Origin of the sequence: Pseudomonas sp. NBRC 100443 (assembly GCF_030268185.1) — a bacterium.
In the GTDB taxonomy this organism is placed as follows: domain Bacteria; phylum Pseudomonadota; class Gammaproteobacteria; order Pseudomonadales; family Pseudomonadaceae; genus Pseudomonas; species Pseudomonas citronellolis.
The window spans coordinates 34,359-48,426 of the sequence record NZ_BSQE01000027.1; the positions used below are offsets into that span (position 1 = coordinate 34,359).

At 67.6% G+C, this 14,068-nt stretch carries 13 protein-coding genes; 9 read left to right on the top strand and 4 right to left on the bottom strand.

Annotation, left to right across the window (positions count from 1 at the left end; genetic code table 11):
- Window positions 1-16: 16 nt before the first annotated feature.
- The 5 genes from fadA to QSJ95_RS27535 all read left to right on the top strand — a co-directional run bounded on the left by fadA (window position 17) and on the right by QSJ95_RS27535 (window position 5,178).
- Window positions 17-1,192, top strand: coding sequence for an acetyl-CoA C-acyltransferase FadA (gene fadA, locus QSJ95_RS27515; protein ID WP_285646724.1), 1,176 nt, complete (start codon window positions 17-19; stop codon window positions 1,190-1,192).
- A 120-nt stretch (window positions 1,193-1,312) separates the two neighbouring features.
- Window positions 1,313-1,570, top strand: a complete 258-nt coding sequence (locus QSJ95_RS27520) for a DUF1653 domain-containing protein (RefSeq protein ID WP_009621354.1) — start codon at window positions 1,313-1,315, stop codon at window positions 1,568-1,570.
- Window positions 1,571-1,666: 96 nt separating this feature from the next.
- Window positions 1,667-4,276, top strand: coding sequence for a type I DNA topoisomerase (gene topA / locus QSJ95_RS27525; protein WP_061561099.1), 2,610 nt, complete (start codon window positions 1,667-1,669; stop codon window positions 4,274-4,276).
- 66 nt (window positions 4,277-4,342) lie between these two features.
- Window positions 4,343-4,864 carry a DUF6586 family protein gene (locus tag QSJ95_RS27530; RefSeq protein ID WP_009621356.1) on the top strand — a complete coding sequence of 174 codons (522 nt, stop codon included), beginning with the start codon at window positions 4,343-4,345 and terminating at the stop codon, window positions 4,862-4,864.
- A gap of 80 nt (window positions 4,865-4,944) precedes the next feature.
- The gene (locus QSJ95_RS27535; RefSeq protein WP_009621357.1) at window positions 4,945-5,178 is read left to right on the top strand and encodes a hypothetical protein; all 234 of its coding nucleotides are present in this window, start codon (window positions 4,945-4,947) and stop codon (window positions 5,176-5,178) included.
- A 12-nt stretch (window positions 5,179-5,190) separates the two neighbouring features.
- On the opposite strand, the gene sulA is transcribed toward QSJ95_RS27535, so the two are convergent.
- Both sulA and lexA read right to left on the bottom strand, forming a co-directional pair.
- Window positions 5,191-5,664 carry an SOS-induced cell division inhibitor SulA gene (gene sulA, locus QSJ95_RS27540; protein ID WP_058488915.1) on the bottom strand — a complete coding sequence of 158 codons (474 nt, stop codon included), beginning with the start codon at window positions 5,662-5,664 and terminating at the stop codon, window positions 5,191-5,193.
- Between the two features lie 11 nt (window positions 5,665-5,675).
- Window positions 5,676-6,290, bottom strand: coding sequence for a transcriptional repressor LexA (lexA, locus tag QSJ95_RS27545; protein ID WP_043267317.1), 615 nt, complete (start codon window positions 6,288-6,290; stop codon window positions 5,676-5,678).
- 231 nt (window positions 6,291-6,521) lie between these two features.
- Between lexA and QSJ95_RS27550 the strand changes: the two genes are divergently transcribed.
- The 4 genes from QSJ95_RS27550 to QSJ95_RS27565 all read left to right on the top strand — a co-directional run bounded on the left by QSJ95_RS27550 (window position 6,522) and on the right by QSJ95_RS27565 (window position 9,576).
- Complete coding sequence (locus tag QSJ95_RS27550; RefSeq protein WP_285646728.1) at window positions 6,522-7,229, top strand: TetR/AcrR family transcriptional regulator; 708 nt, start codon at window positions 6,522-6,524, stop codon at window positions 7,227-7,229.
- 66 nt (window positions 7,230-7,295) lie between these two features.
- Complete coding sequence (locus QSJ95_RS27555) at window positions 7,296-7,820, top strand: L,D-transpeptidase (protein ID WP_043267314.1); 525 nt, start codon at window positions 7,296-7,298, stop codon at window positions 7,818-7,820.
- 10 nt (window positions 7,821-7,830) lie between these two features.
- Window positions 7,831-8,829: a beta-N-acetylhexosaminidase gene (gene nagZ, locus QSJ95_RS27560; protein WP_285646729.1), complete on the top strand. Its 999-nt coding sequence runs from the start codon at window positions 7,831-7,833 to the stop codon at window positions 8,827-8,829.
- A gap of 9 nt (window positions 8,830-8,838) precedes the next feature.
- Window positions 8,839-9,576 (top strand): S-methyl-5'-thioinosine phosphorylase, encoded by a 738-nt coding sequence (locus QSJ95_RS27565; protein WP_009621366.1) that lies wholly within the window; start codon window positions 8,839-8,841, stop codon window positions 9,574-9,576.
- A 504-nt stretch (window positions 9,577-10,080) separates the two neighbouring features.
- Here the strand turns inward: QSJ95_RS27565 and QSJ95_RS27570 are convergent.
- Together QSJ95_RS27570 and QSJ95_RS27575 are read right to left on the bottom strand one after the other, a co-directional pair.
- Window positions 10,081-13,389, bottom strand: a complete 3,309-nt coding sequence (locus QSJ95_RS27570; protein WP_285646730.1) for a DEAD/DEAH box helicase — start codon at window positions 13,387-13,389, stop codon at window positions 10,081-10,083.
- 17 nt (window positions 13,390-13,406) lie between these two features.
- Window positions 13,407-14,060, bottom strand: a complete 654-nt coding sequence (locus QSJ95_RS27575; protein ID WP_009621368.1) for a CsiV family protein — start codon at window positions 14,058-14,060, stop codon at window positions 13,407-13,409.
- Window positions 14,061-14,068: the final 8 nt, after the last annotated feature.

The window sequence follows — 14,068 nt, forward strand, 5'->3', positions numbered from 1 at the left end:
GAGCGAGAGTGAATTTATGAGCCTGAATCCGAGAGACGCCGTCATTGTCGACTTCGGCCGCACCCCGATGGGCCGTTCCAAGGGCGGGATGCACCGCAACACCCGCGCGGAGAACATGTCCGCGCACCTGATCAGCGGCGTGCTTGCACGCAACCCGAAGGTCGACCCGGCGGAAGTCGAGGACGTCATCTGGGGCTGCGTGAACCAGACCCTGGAGCAGGGCTGGAACATCGCGCGCATGGCCTCGCTGATGACCCAGATCCCCCACACCAGCGCCGGCCAGACCGTCAGCCGCCTGTGCGGCTCGTCGATGAGCGCCCTGCACACCGCCGTGCAGGCGATCCAGACCGGCAACGGCGACGTCTTCGTCGTCGGCGGCGTGGAGCACATGGGCCACGTCGGCATGATGCACGGCGTCGACCCGAACCCGCACCTGTCGCTGTACGCCGCCAAGGCCTCCGGCATGATGGGCCTGACCGCCGAGATGCTGGGCAAGATGCACGGCATCACCCGCGAGGCCCAGGACAAGTTCGGCGTGCGTTCGCACCAGTTGGCGTGGAAGGCCACCCAGGAAGGCAAGTTCAAGGACGAGATCATCCCGATGGAAGGGTATGACGAGAACGGCTTCCTGAAGGTCTTCGACTTCGACGAGACCATTCGTCCGGAAACCACCCTGGAAGGCCTGGCCGCGCTGAAGCCGGCGTTCAACCCCAAGGGCGGCACCGTGACCGCGGGCACCTCCTCGCAGATCACCGACGGCGCTTCCTGCATGATCGTCATGAGCGCCCAGCGCGCCAAGGACCTGGGCATCCAGCCGATGGCCGTGGTTCGCGCCATGGCCGTGGCGGGCGTCGACCCGGCGATCATGGGCTACGGCCCGGTGCCCTCGACCAACAAGGCGCTCAAGCGCGCCGGCCTGACCATCGACGACATCGACTTCGTCGAGCTCAACGAAGCCTTCGCCGCCCAGGCCCTGCCGGTGCTGAAGGACCTCAAGCTGCTCGACAAGATGGACCAGAAGGTCAACCTGCACGGCGGCGCCATCGCCCTGGGTCACCCGTTCGGCTGCTCCGGTGCGCGCATCTCCGGTACCCTGCTGAACGTGATGAAACAGAACGGCGGCACTCTGGGCGTGTCCACCATGTGCGTGGGCCTCGGCCAGGGCATCACCACCGTCTTCGAACGCGTCTAAGCTTTCGTCGATGGACGAGCCGGGGCCTTGTGCCCCGGCTTTCGTTTTTCCGGGCGGCGGGGTTGCCCCGATCGCCCTGGGCCTGGAGAATCGCGGCTTTTTTGCCGAGGAGGGCAGCGAATGGAACTGCAGACCGGCCTGTACCGTCACTACAAGGGCCAGCACTACCGCGTGCTGGGCGTGGCGCGGCATTCGGAGAGCGAGGAGACCCTGGTGGTCTACCAGGCGCTATACGGCGAGTTCGGCCTCTGGGTGCGCCCGCTGGGCATGTTCACCGAAGCGGTGGAGGTGGACGGCGAGCTGGTTCCGCGCTTTGCTCTGGTGAGCGCCGAAAACGACCCGCTGGGATTGACCCAGGTCGGTTTCGGCGAATCCTGAACTTGACCTTGGGCGGACCACCACTATATATAGCGGTGCCGTTCCGGGCGCCTCCCTCCTTATATTCATCTTCTCGAAGCAGGAATCTTCCGATCCATGGGTAAATCGCTGGTCATCGTGGAATCACCGGCCAAGGCCAAGACCATCAACAAGTACCTGGGCAGCCAGTACGTGGTGAAGTCGAGCATCGGCCACATTCGCGACCTGCCCACCAGCGGTTCGTCCAGCGCGAAGGAGCCGGCCGCGGCCAAGGCCCGCAAGAGCGCTGCCGAAGCCCCTGCGCTGTCGCCGAAGGAGAAGGCCAAACGCCAGCTGTTCACCCGTATGGGCGTGGACCCGGAGCACGGCTGGAAGGCCAAGTACGAGATCCTCCCCGGCAAGGAGAAGGTGATCGAGGAGCTACGCCGCCTGGCCAAGGATGCCGACACCATCTATCTCGCAACCGACTTGGACCGCGAAGGGGAGGCCATCGCCTGGCACCTGCGCGAGGCCATCGGCGGCGACGACAGCCGCTACAAGCGCGTGGTGTTCAACGAAATCACCAAGAAGGCCATCCAGGAAGCCTTCTCGCAGCCCGGCGAGCTGGACATCAACCGCGTCAACGCCCAGCAGGCGCGGCGCTTCCTCGACCGCGTGGTGGGCTACATGGTCTCGCCGCTGCTGTGGTCGAAGATCGCCCGCGGCCTGTCCGCCGGCCGCGTGCAGTCGGTGGCGGTGAAGCTGGTGGTGGAGCGCGAGCGCGAGATCCGCGCCTTCGTCCCCGAGGAATACTGGGAAATCCACGCCGACCTGAACACCCCGCGCGGCGATAAGGCCCGCTTCGAAGTGGTGCGCGAGAAGGGCGAAGCCTTCAAGCCGCTCAACGAAGCCCAGGCCATGGCCGCCCTGGAGAAGCTCAAGGCCTCCAGCTACAGCGTGGCCAAGCGCGAGGACAAGCCGACCTCCAGCCGGCCCTCGGCGCCCTTCATCACCTCGACCCTGCAGCAGGCCGCGAGCAATCGCCTGGGCTTCGGCGTGAAGAAGACCATGATGATGGCCCAGCGTCTCTACGAGGCCGGCTACATCACCTACATGCGTACCGACTCGACCAACCTGTCGGCCGACGCCATCGACATGGTGCGCGGCTTCATCGACAGCGAGTTCGGCAAGAAATACCTGCCGGCCAAGCCGAACTTCTATTCCAGCAAGGAAGGCGCCCAGGAAGCGCACGAAGCGATTCGTCCGTCCGACGTCAACCTGCGTCCGACCCAGCTGTCGGGCATGGAGCGCGACGCCGAGCGCCTGTACGACCTGATCTGGCGCCAGTTCGTGGCCTGCCAGATGCCGCCGGCCGAGTACCTGTCCACCACCGTCAGCGTCGCCGCCGGTGACTTCGAGCTGCGCGCCAAGGGCCGCATCCTCAAGTTCGACGGCTACACCAGGGTGCTGCCGCAGCAGGGCAAGCCAGGCGAGGACGACGTGCTGCCGATGATGGACCAGGGCGATGCGATGAAGCTGCTCAAGCTCGACCCGAGCCAGCACTTCACCAAGCCGCCGGCGCGCTATTCCGAAGCCAGCCTGGTCAAGGAGCTGGAGAAGCGCGGCATCGGCCGCCCGTCGACCTACGCGGCGATCATCTCGACCATCCAGGAGCGCGGCTACGTCACCACCCACAACCGCCGCTTCTACGCCGAGAAGATGGGCGACATCGTCACCGACCGCCTCAACGAGAGCTTCTCCAACCTGATGGACTACGGCTTCACCGCCGGCATGGAAGAGCACCTCGACGACGTAGCCCAGGGCGAGCGCGACTGGAAGCACCTGCTCGACGAGTTCTACGGCGACTTCAAGAAGAAGCTCGAAGTGGCCGAGGTCAGCGAGAAAGGCATGCGCGCCAACCAGCCGACGCCGACCAGCATCCCCTGCCGCGAGTGCGGCCGGCCGATGATGATCCGCACCGCCTCCACCGGCGTGTTCCTCGGCTGCTCCGGCTACAGCCTGCCGCCGAAGGAGCGCTGCAAGGCCACCATCAACCTCATCCCCGGCGACGAGATCGCCGCGGACGACGAGGGCGAGTCCGAATCCCGCGTGCTGCGCGGCAAGCACCGCTGCCCGATCTGCAGCACGGCGATGGATGCCTACCTGCTGGACGAGAAGCACAAGCTGCACATCTGCGGTAACAATCCGGATTGCCCGGGCTACGAGATCGAGGAAGGCCAGTACCGCATCAAGGGCTACGAAGGTCCGAGCCTGGAATGCGACAAATGCGGCAGCCAGATGCAGCTCAAGACCGGCCGTTTCGGCAAGTTCTTCGGTTGCACCAACCCGGCCTGCAAGAACACCCGCAAGCTGCTGAAGAACGGCGAGCCGGCGCCGCCGAAGATGGACGCCATCCGCATGCCCGAGCTCAAGTGCGAGAAGGTCGACGATGTCTACGTGCTGCGCGACGGCGCTTCCGGCCTGTTCCTGGCCGCCAGCCAGTTCCCCAAGAACCGCGAGACCCGCGCGCCCCTGGTGAGCGAGCTGATCCCGCACAAGGACGAGCTGGACCCGAAATACCACTTCCTGCTCGCCGCGCCGCAGAAGGACCCGGATGGCCGCCCGGCGGTAATCCGCTTCAGCCGCAAGACCAAGGAGCAGTACGTGCAGTCCGAGGTGGACGGCAAGCCCAGCGGCTGGCGCGCCTTCTTCGACGGCGGCAAGTGGAAGGTCGAGGACAAGCGCTGATGGGCGGCGCGCCCCGCGCAGGCGGGGCGCGCATATACTGCCGAGTGACCGCATGAGGGCGCGCTGATGGCTCAGGAACTCTACACCCGCACCAACCAGAAGCTGTATTTCGCCGGCCTGGCCCTGGAAGCCTGGCGCAAGGCGGAAGAGGCGCGGCCGATGAACGCCCAGGCGCTGGTGCAGGCCGAGCGCGAGGCGGCGCTGTTTCACCTGTATGGCGCGGTGCTGGGCGTAGCCCATGAGATCGCCGGCTACTACCGCCTGCCCGAGGCCAATGCGCCGCGCGTCGAGCTGCTGCTCAACGCCGAGGTGCTGGCGGCCTCGCCGAGCCCGGAACTGGCCGAGCTGGTGGAGCTGGCGCAGCAGCCGGAAACCTGGCTGGCGCAGCTGCTGGCCGCCTACGCCGAGCTGTTCCAGCCGCCGCGCGAGCCGCGCAAGGCCAAGGTCGACCCGACCCAGCCGCTGATCCAGGCCGTCAGCCTGGACGAGGAAGAGCCGCAGGCCCTGGGCAACGCCGAACTGGAAGCCTGGCGCAAGTCGCTGAAGGAAATGGTGTTGCGCTTCCGCGGGGCGTTGACCGAGCTCTGAAGCCTGCCGGAAGTCGGTTGGGCTAGGGGAGAGCGGCCATGACTGTTACAATGGCCGTTCTGCTGTGAGAGAACCTAGCCATGCCGACCTCATTCCTGGAAATCGTTGAACTGCCCGATGGGCGCATCGTACTGCGCCGCGCGGAAGACGAGGAGGCGCTGGTGACCCTGGAGTTCTCCAACGACGCCAAGGGCTTCCTGCAGGGCCAGCACATCGAGATCGCCAAGGCGATGTTCAACGTCGGCGTACAACTGGCCGGCCGCCTCGCCGAAGGTGGCGAAGTCGAGCAGGACGGCCCGCGCGTCCTGCACTGATTCCTTTCTTTTCTACCCCAGACGGATATTCAGGCTCTGCGCCTGCCCGGCAAGCGCCGCGCGGGACAGTTGCGCGCGCGCCTTGCCGCCGAGCGCCGATAGCCAGCTGACCACCGTGTGGCTGTGGCCCAGGCGCAGCGCCTCGCAGGCCAGGCTCAGGGCGGAGGCCTGGTCGCGCGCCGGCAGCAGCAGGATGCGCTCGCGGTTCAACCCGGCCTTGCGCAGCCAGTCGTGGGTGAGGCTGGCCGGCGGGGCGATCAGCGTCAGCCAGCGGGCATCCTTCTCTTCGCTGAGTTCGCGCAGGATGGGCGCCAACAGGCTCTGGCAGTGGCCCGGCAGGCCGCGCAGCGACAGTTCGCTGAAGGCTTCGTCCTCGACGGCATCCGGTTCTGCCAGCTTGGCCAGCAGGGGCTCTTCGGCGTTCGCCCAGAGCGCCTCCTGGAATAGCGGCAGTTGGGGCAGGTCCAGCGGCTGGGGATACTGCATGGGGCCTCCTGTCAGCGGCGGATGACGCCGACGCTCAAACCTTCGATGGTCAGTTCCTGTTCCTCGAGGTCGACCTCGATGGGCGCGAACTCGGGGTTCTCGGCGATCAGCCAGACCTTGCTGCCCTCGCGCTTGAAGCGCTTCACCGTGACCTCTTCGCCAAGGCGGGCGACGACAATCTGGCCGTTGCGCGCCTCGCGGGTGACGTGCACGGCGAGCAGGTCGCCGTCGAGGATGCCGACGTCCTTCATGCTCTGCCCGCGCACGCGCAGCAGGTAGTCGGCGCGCGGGTTGAAGAAGGCCGGGTTGATGCGGCAGGCGTCCTCGACGTTCTGCTCGGCGAGGATCGGCGCGCCGGCGGCGACGCGGCCGATGATCGGCAGTTCGTCCTCGTTGGCCGCGGCCTTGGGTTCGAAGCCGGGGATGCGGATGCCGCGCGAGGCGCCGGGGGTCATCTCGATGGCGCCCTTGCGGGCCAGGGCCTTGAGGTGCTCCTCGGCGGCGTTGGGCGACTTGAAGCCGAGCTCCTGGGCGATCTCGGCGCGCGTCGGCGGGTAGCCGTTGTCTTCCAGGCAACGCTTGATGAAGGAGAGGATCTCGGCTTGGCGCGGCGTCAGCTTCTGCATGTCCCTACTCTGTCTTTTTGTACAGTGGCTGGGATTATATACAGTGGTCGGCCACTGGCAACGAATTATTTCATCGGCCGGGGGCTGTAATTCGGCGGATTCGGCCAACGTCCCGCTGGCATCGTTCGTCGTATTGCCCGAGAATCCGCAACAATCCCCCCGCGCCAGGCTTGACAATGGATTGATTTGAAACGTAAGTTTCAAACAAGTGTTTGTCAGGTGAAATCATCCATGGCCCAGTCGGAAACCGTCGAACGTATCCTCGATGCTGCGGAGCAGCTGTTCGCGGAAAAAGGCTTCGCCGAGACCTCGTTGCGTCTGATCACCAGCAAGGCCGGGGTCAACCTGGCGGCGGTGAACTACCATTTCGGCTCGAAGAAGGCGCTGATCCAGGCGGTCTTCTCGCGCTTCCTCGGGCCCTTCTGCGCCAGTCTGGAAAAGGAACTGGACCGGCGCCAGGCCAAGCCCGACGTGCCGCGCGCCAGCCTCGAGGAACTGCTCGAACTGCTGGTGGTGCAGGCCATGGCGGTGAAGCCGCGCAGCGGCAACGACCTGTCGATCTTCATGCGCCTGCTGGGCCTGGCCTTCAGCCAGAGCCAGGGGCACCTGCGCAAGTACCTCGAAGAGGTCTACGGCAAGGTGTTCCGCCGCTACATGCAGCTGGTCAACGAAGCCGCGCCGCGGCTGCCGCCCATCGAGCTGTTCTGGCGCGTGCACTTCATGCTCGGCGCCGCCGCCTTCAGCATGTCCGGGATCAAGGCGTTGCGCGCCATGGCCGAGAACGACTTCGGGGTGAACACCTCGATCGAGCAGGTGATGCGCCTGATGGTGCCGTTCCTCGCCGCCGGCATGCGCGCCGACAGCGGCGTCAGCGACCCGTCCCTGGCCGGCGCCCAGCCCAAGCCGCGCAGCAAGGCGCCGGCGCCGGCCAAGGTCTGAGCGCGCTGGGCCTGCCACGGCCGATCGGCTAAAGTAGCGGGCCATTCCTGCTGTCGCTGGCGGACGATGCCCGATCTCGACCTGTTGCACATTTCCCTCGCCGACCAGGTGCTCTACGGCTTCGCCGCGCAGCGTCTGGTGCTGCGTTTGCCCGTTTCCACCGCGCTGAACGGCGCCGGCGAGCGCCAGGGCTCCGGCTGCACGCCGCGCGGCCTGCACCAGGTTCGGGCGAAGATCGGCGAAGGCCTGCCCTGCGGCGCGGTGTTGCGTGGCCGGCGCTGGACCGGCGAGGTGTGGAGCCCGGCGCTGCACGAGCAGTTCCCCGGGCGCGACTGGATCCTCAGCCGCATCCTCTGGCTGAGCGGCTGCGAGCCGGGCGTCAACCGCCTGGGCGAGGTGGACACCTTCCGTCGCTACATCTACCTGCACGGCACGCCGGATTGCGAACCCATGGGCGCGCCGTTGTCCCATGGCTGCGTGCGCCTGCGCAACGCCGACCTGCTGCAACTCTTCCCCCGTGTGCCGCTGCACTGCCCCGTGCGCCTCGACGAGGCGCCGCAGCCGCAGTGGCGCGCGGCCGAACTCTGTTAAGGATTCCCCCATGCAAGGCTCCCTGATGCTCGACATCGGCGGCACCTGGCTCACCGCCGAGGACCGCCGGATCCTGCGCCACCCCGAAGTGGGCGGGCTGATCATCTTCGCCCGCAACATCGAAAGCCCGCGCCAGGTGCGCGAACTCTGCGCGACCATCCGCGCCCTGCGCCCTGACCTGCTGCTGGCGGTGGACCAGGAGGGCGGCCGCGTGCAGCGCCTGCGCCAGGGCTTCCTGCGGCTACCGGCGATGCGCGCCATCGCCGACAACGCCAATGCCGAGCGCCTGGCCGAGCAGTGCGGCTGGCTGATGGCCACCGAGGTGCTGGCGGTGGGCCTGGACCTGAGCTTCGCCCCGGTGCTGGACCTGGACCACCAGCGCAGCGCCGTGGTCGGCAGCCGCGCCTTCGAGGGCGACCCGGCGCGCGCCACGCGGCTGGCCGGCGCCTTCATTCGCGGCATGCACGCCGCCGGCATGGCCGCCACCGGCAAGCACTTCCCCGGTCACGGCTGGGCCGAGGTGGATTCCCACGTGGGGATTCCCGAGGACGAGCGCAGCCTCGACGAGATCCGCCGCAGCGACCTGGTGCCTTTCCAGCGCCTGGCCGGCGAGCTGGACGCGGTGATGCCCGCCCACGTCATCTACCCGCAGGTGGATGCCGGCCCTGCCGGTTTCTCGCGGCGCTGGCTGCAGGACATCCTGCGCGGCGAACTGGGCTTCGACGGGGTGATCTTCAGCGACGACCTGTCCATGGCCGGCGCCCACGTGGTGGGCGATGCCGCCAGCCGCATCCAGGCCGCGCTGAATGCCGGCTGCGACATGGGCCTGGTGTGCAACGACCGTGGCTCGGCGGAACTGGCCCTGGGCGCCCTGCAGCGCCTGAAGGTGAAGGCCCCCGAGCGCCTGGCGCGGATGCGCGCCAGGGCCTGGCCGGGCATCGAATACAAGCAGCTGCCGCGCTGGCAGCAGGCCGTGGGCGAACTGCGCGCGGCACAACTGATCGACTGAGGATTCGCCATGACCGTCTACGCCATCATCGGCGGCACCGGCCTGACCCAGCTGGAAGGCCTGACCCTGAAGGATTCGCTGAACCTGGACACGCCCTACGGCGCGCCCTCGGCGCCGATCCAGCGCGGCGAGTACGCCGGCCGCGAGGTGCTGTTCCTGGCCCGCCACGGCCACCCGCACCGCTTCCCGCCGCACCAGGTGAACTACCGCGCCAACCTCTGGGCGCTCAAGCAGGCCGGCGCCCAGGCGGTGCTGGCGGTCAACGCGGTGGGCGGCATCCACGCTGCCATGGGCAGCGGCCACCTCTGCGTGCCGCACCAGATCATCGACTACACCTACGGCCGCGAGCACACCTACTTCGCCGGCGACATCGATCACGTCACCCATATCGACTTCAGCCATCCCTATGACGAAGGGCTGCGCCAGAAGCTGGTGGCGGCGCTGCAGGCGCTGGGCCATCCGCACAGCAGCCATGGCGTCTACGCCGCGACCCAGGGCCCGCGCCTGGAGACGGTGGCGGAAATCGCCCGGCTGGAGCGCGACGGCTGCGACATCGTCGGCATGACCGGCATGCCCGAAGCCGCCCTGGCCCGCGAGCTGGAGCTGCCCTATGCCTGCCTGTCGCTGGTGGTCAACCCGGCGGCCGGCAAGTCCAGCGGCATCATCACCATGGCCGAGATCGAGCAGGCCCTGCACGAAGGCATCGGCAAGGTACGCGAGGTGCTGGCGCGGGTGTTGGCGGGCTGATAGGCCTGCCACCGCGATTCGTGCTGATCGCGGACAAGGTCCGCTCCTACCGCATGAGCGAGCATGGCTTTTCGTAGGATGGCGTTGAGCGAAGCGATACCCATCAGCGCAACTGCATGGGTTTCGCAAGCTCAACCCATCCTACGAGGAGCCCCTCGGCGCGCTCCTACAAGGGGTATGGTGTGAGGGCGTACCTCTTATCCGCGAATTGCGCAGGGAGGTCCGGCTATCGCGGACAAGGTCCGCTCCTACAATGGAATGCCATGTCTCCCGGCGGCTGTAGGAGCGGGCCCTGCCCGCGATTTCGCGCGCAGGGCGCGCGTATGGTGTGAGGGCGTACCCGTAGGAGCGGATCTTATCCGCGAATCGCGCCGGGAGGTCCGGTTATCGCGGACAAGGTCCGCTCCTACAATGGAACGCCATGCCTCCCGGCGGCTGTAGGAGCGGGCCCTGCCCGCGATTTCGCGCGCAGGGCGCGCTCCTACATGAGAATCGTGCGGCAGGTCAGGCTTTCGGCAGGGGCGCGAAGAGGGCGTCTATATCGCTGTCCTGCAGCTGAAGACCGCTGTCCTTGCCTTCTTCCAATACGCCGGCGGCCAGCGCTGCTTTCCTGGCCTGCAACTGCTGGATCTTCTCTTCCAGGGTGCCGCGGGCGATCAGCTTGTAGACGAATACCGGCTTGTCCTGGCCGATGCGGTAGGCGCGGTCGGTGGCCTGCTGTTCCACCGCCGGGTTCCACCAGGGGTCATAGTGGATCACGGTGTCGGCGGCGGTGAGGTTGAGGCCGGTGCCGCCGGCCTTCAGGCTGATCAGGAACAGCGGCACGCGGCCCTGCTGGAAGTCTTCCACCGGCTGGCGGCGGTCGCGGGTGTCGCCAGTGAGCAGGGCGTAGGGGATGCCGCGTTGCTCCAGCTCCGCCTGGATCAGTTCGAGCATCGAGGTGAACTGCGAGAACAGCAGCACGCGGCGGCCTTCCTCCAGCAGTTCGTCGAGCATTTCCAGCAGGCCGGCGAGCTTGCCCGAGCCCGCCGCCGGCAGGGTTTGGTCCAGCAGGCGCGGGTCGCAGCAGACCTGGCGCAGCTTGAGCAGGGCTTCGAGGACCACGATGTGGCTGCGTGCCAGCCCCTTGCGCTGGATTTCCGCACGGACCTTGCTGTCCATGGCCAGGCGCACGGTTTCGTAGAGGTCGCGCTGCACGTCGCTGAGTTCCACCCAGTGGGTGATCTCGCTCTTGGGCGGCAGTTCGTTGGCCACCTGTTCCTTCTTGCGCCGCAGCAGGAAGGGCTTGATGCGGGCGTTGAGGTGGGCCAGGCGCTGGCTGTCGCCGGCCTTTTCGATGGGGGTGCGGTACAGGCGGGCGAAGCTGCGCGCATCGCCCAGCCAGCCGGGCATGACCAGGTCGAACAGCGCCCAGAGCTCGCCTAGGTGGTTTTCCAGCGGCGTGCCGGTCAGGCACAGGCGCTGGCGGGCGTCGAGCTTCGCCGCGGCCCGGGCCGACTTGCTGCTGGCGTTTTTCAGGTACTGCGCCTCGTCGAACACCGCCAGGTGCAGCGGCTGCCGGCTCAGCGCCTCGATGTCCCGCGGCAGCAGGGCGTAGGTGCTGAGCAGCAGGTCGTACCGGTCAAGCTCATTGAAGCCCTTGTGGCGGTCGCTGCCGTGCAGGGTGAGCACGCGCAGGTCCGGGGCGAAGCGTTGTGCCTCGTCCTGCCAGTTGGCCACCAGGCTGGTGGGCATCAGCACCAGGGCCGGTCGGTCCAGGCGCCCGGCGCGTTTTTCCGTGAGAACGTGCGCAAGCACCTGTAGCGTCTTGCCCAGGCCCATGTCGTCGCCGAGGATGCCGCCCACTTCCAGTTCGCGCAGCGCCTGCATCCAGGCCAGGCCCTGCAACTGGTAGGGGCGCAGCTCGGCCCGCAGGCCCTCGGGGGGCCGGCACGCTTGCTGGTGGTGGTCGCGCAGGCGCTTGGCGAAGCGCAGCAGGCGTTCGCCGCCCTGCCAGTGCAGGGGATGTTCGTCGAGCGGGGCGAGCAGCCCGGCGTCGGCGCTCGACAGGCGCAGGCTGTCGCCGTTGTTTTCCGGGCTGGCGAGGTACAGCCCCTCCAGAACCTGCAGTATCGCCTTGACCCGCTCCAGCGGCAGGCTGACCTTCAGCGGCTTGCCGTCGGCCTGGCGATGCGCGTGGAGCCGTATGGGCAGCTCGGCTCCGGGGGCGTTGGCTGCGCCATCACGCAGCGCCTCGGGGCGCTGGCGGAGCAGTTCCAGCAGCGGTTGCAGCAGGCTGACTTCCTGGCCGTCGACGCGGATGCCCAGTTCCAGGTCGAACCAGGCGTTGCCGGCCTCTTCCTCTATGTGGACGAACCAGTCCTCGACTTCGCTGAAGTCGAGGAGGAACTCGTCGGCCATCTCCACCACCCAGCCCTGTTCGCGCAGTTTCGGCAGGCCGCGGAGAACCGCGGGCCAGCGCTCGGCATCCGCCGAGAAGACTTCGGACTTGTACTCCAACTGGCGGGGAGTGTCGTATTTGCCGAGTTTCTCCAGGCCCAGCTTCTGCAAGCTCTTGCGCAAGGCCTGCTCGATCTTGGGTTGGCGCTCGATGGTGACGAAGCTGCCATCGACGTGGAAGCGGATCGGCTGGTCCTTGCGCGCAGGGCCATGCACCCGCTGCCCTTGATAGGCGAAGTCCAGGGCTGCGAGGTGGCGCAGCTCCTCGACGAAGCCATAGCGTTCCCTGCTGTAGGAGCGCTGGGTCAGGCTGGTCAGGTACAGGTGGGGAACGGGGCGGACGTCTTCCAGGCGCTGCTCCGCGTAGCTCACCGGCAGGGGCGCCTGGGGCGCCAGTTCCTTCAGTTGCAGGGCGAACAGCATGGCCTCTTCCTCGCTCACCGGCGGTGCGCTCGGCAGATAGCTGGCCAGGGCCTCGGGCAGGCCGTGGTGCAGCGGGCCCACGCGCAGGTTCTTGCGGTCGAGGTACCAGGGTGGCGTCAGTTGCGTCAGCAGTTGTGGCCGGGGCTCGGCGTCGGTATCCCAGGCGACCCTGTAGTCACCGTACTCGTCCCTGCGCCAGGCGAGCCGAGCGGGCAGTTCCGGGCCTGCGAGCAACTGGCTGGCCGGCGGGCCCAGGTCGAGGAACAGGCGCCCGCTGCGCAGGATCAGCTCCAGCAGCTCGGCGCCCTTGCGGCCCTTGAGCGCTATTTCGCTGGTGTGGGGCTGGGTGCCCGGGGCGTCCAGTGCGCGGACCAGGATTTGCTGGTCCACGGCATCCACGCAGGGCAGGCTCTGGGTTATCGAGGAGATGCGCAGGTAGCCCTGGAGCTTGCCGCCTGCTGTATGGGCGGCGGTGTGGATCAGTATTCGGCCGCTCTTGGTCAGGCGGTAGTACAGGGGCGACTCGTGCATCGCCGTGCCGGGCGGCTGCTCCCTGAGGACGGCGGGCAGCTTCCTCAGCCAGTGCTGCAGGTCGTAGGACAGCTCGGTGGCGGTCCTCTGGGGTGGGCGGGCGGCTGGCGCGGGCTCCGCGGAGGTCGAGGGGGACAGGCCTTCCAGCAGGTGCAGCAGCGCCGCCGCGCAATGCTTGCAGTCGAAGCCGACCGGGCAATCGCACTGGCACTCGAGGGTGTCGCCGCTGGCGGAAAGGCCGATGCGCTGGCGGTAACGATTGCTGCCCGAGCCATCGCACACGCTGTCCAGCGTGCGCTCGGTCAGGCGGGTGATCTGTATCCGGCCCTCGCGGGCGTAGGCTTCGCCGCGGACCAGGGTGACGCTGGGGAACAGGCGGCGCCAGGGAATGCGTCGCAGGTGCTCGATGAACGGCGGCATGCTGCCCCCCTTTGCGTTTACTGCTGGTCTGGCTCGCTCGCCGGCGGGGCGTCGAAGCCGCCGTTGGCCGGGGCTTCCGGGGCGGGTTGCTGCGGTTGCCCGGCCGGCGCCTCTTCCTGCATTTCCGCCGGCGGCGGGGTGGTCGGCTTGGCGTTGAGCGGGCTGACGCGGATCAGCATGCCCAGGCTGGGGTGGTCGAGGTAGGCCAGCACGTCGTTCTTCAGGCTGACGTCCTGGACCATGTGCTGGCTGTTGGCGAGCAGGCCGTCGGCGCCGAACTGGTTGATCCAGAAGTCCACCTGGGTGTCGACGAAGCGCTGCTGGCGCAGGCTGATGGTGCCTTCCACGGGGAAGTGGTCATCCTGCTGGCGGCCTTCGCTGAGGGCGATCTTCACCGGCGTGTCGCCGATGGACTGTTTCCAGGCCTTGTGCATCAGCACGTGGTAGCCCTGGGCCTGGGCCAGCTTGTTGGCCTGGGCGTCCATCGCCGTCGGCCGGCGGGCGTCCTCGCCCAGCGGCTGGGCGCCCTTGGCCCAGTCGTCGGGCGCCGGCTGGCTGGAGTAGACGACGTCGCCTTCCTGCTGGAACAGGATCAGTTCGACCTGGTAGAGGTCGTCGGCGAAGCTCGCCGGGGCGATAAGGGCAAGCAGCAGCGGCAGGTAGCGGAACATACTGGTCC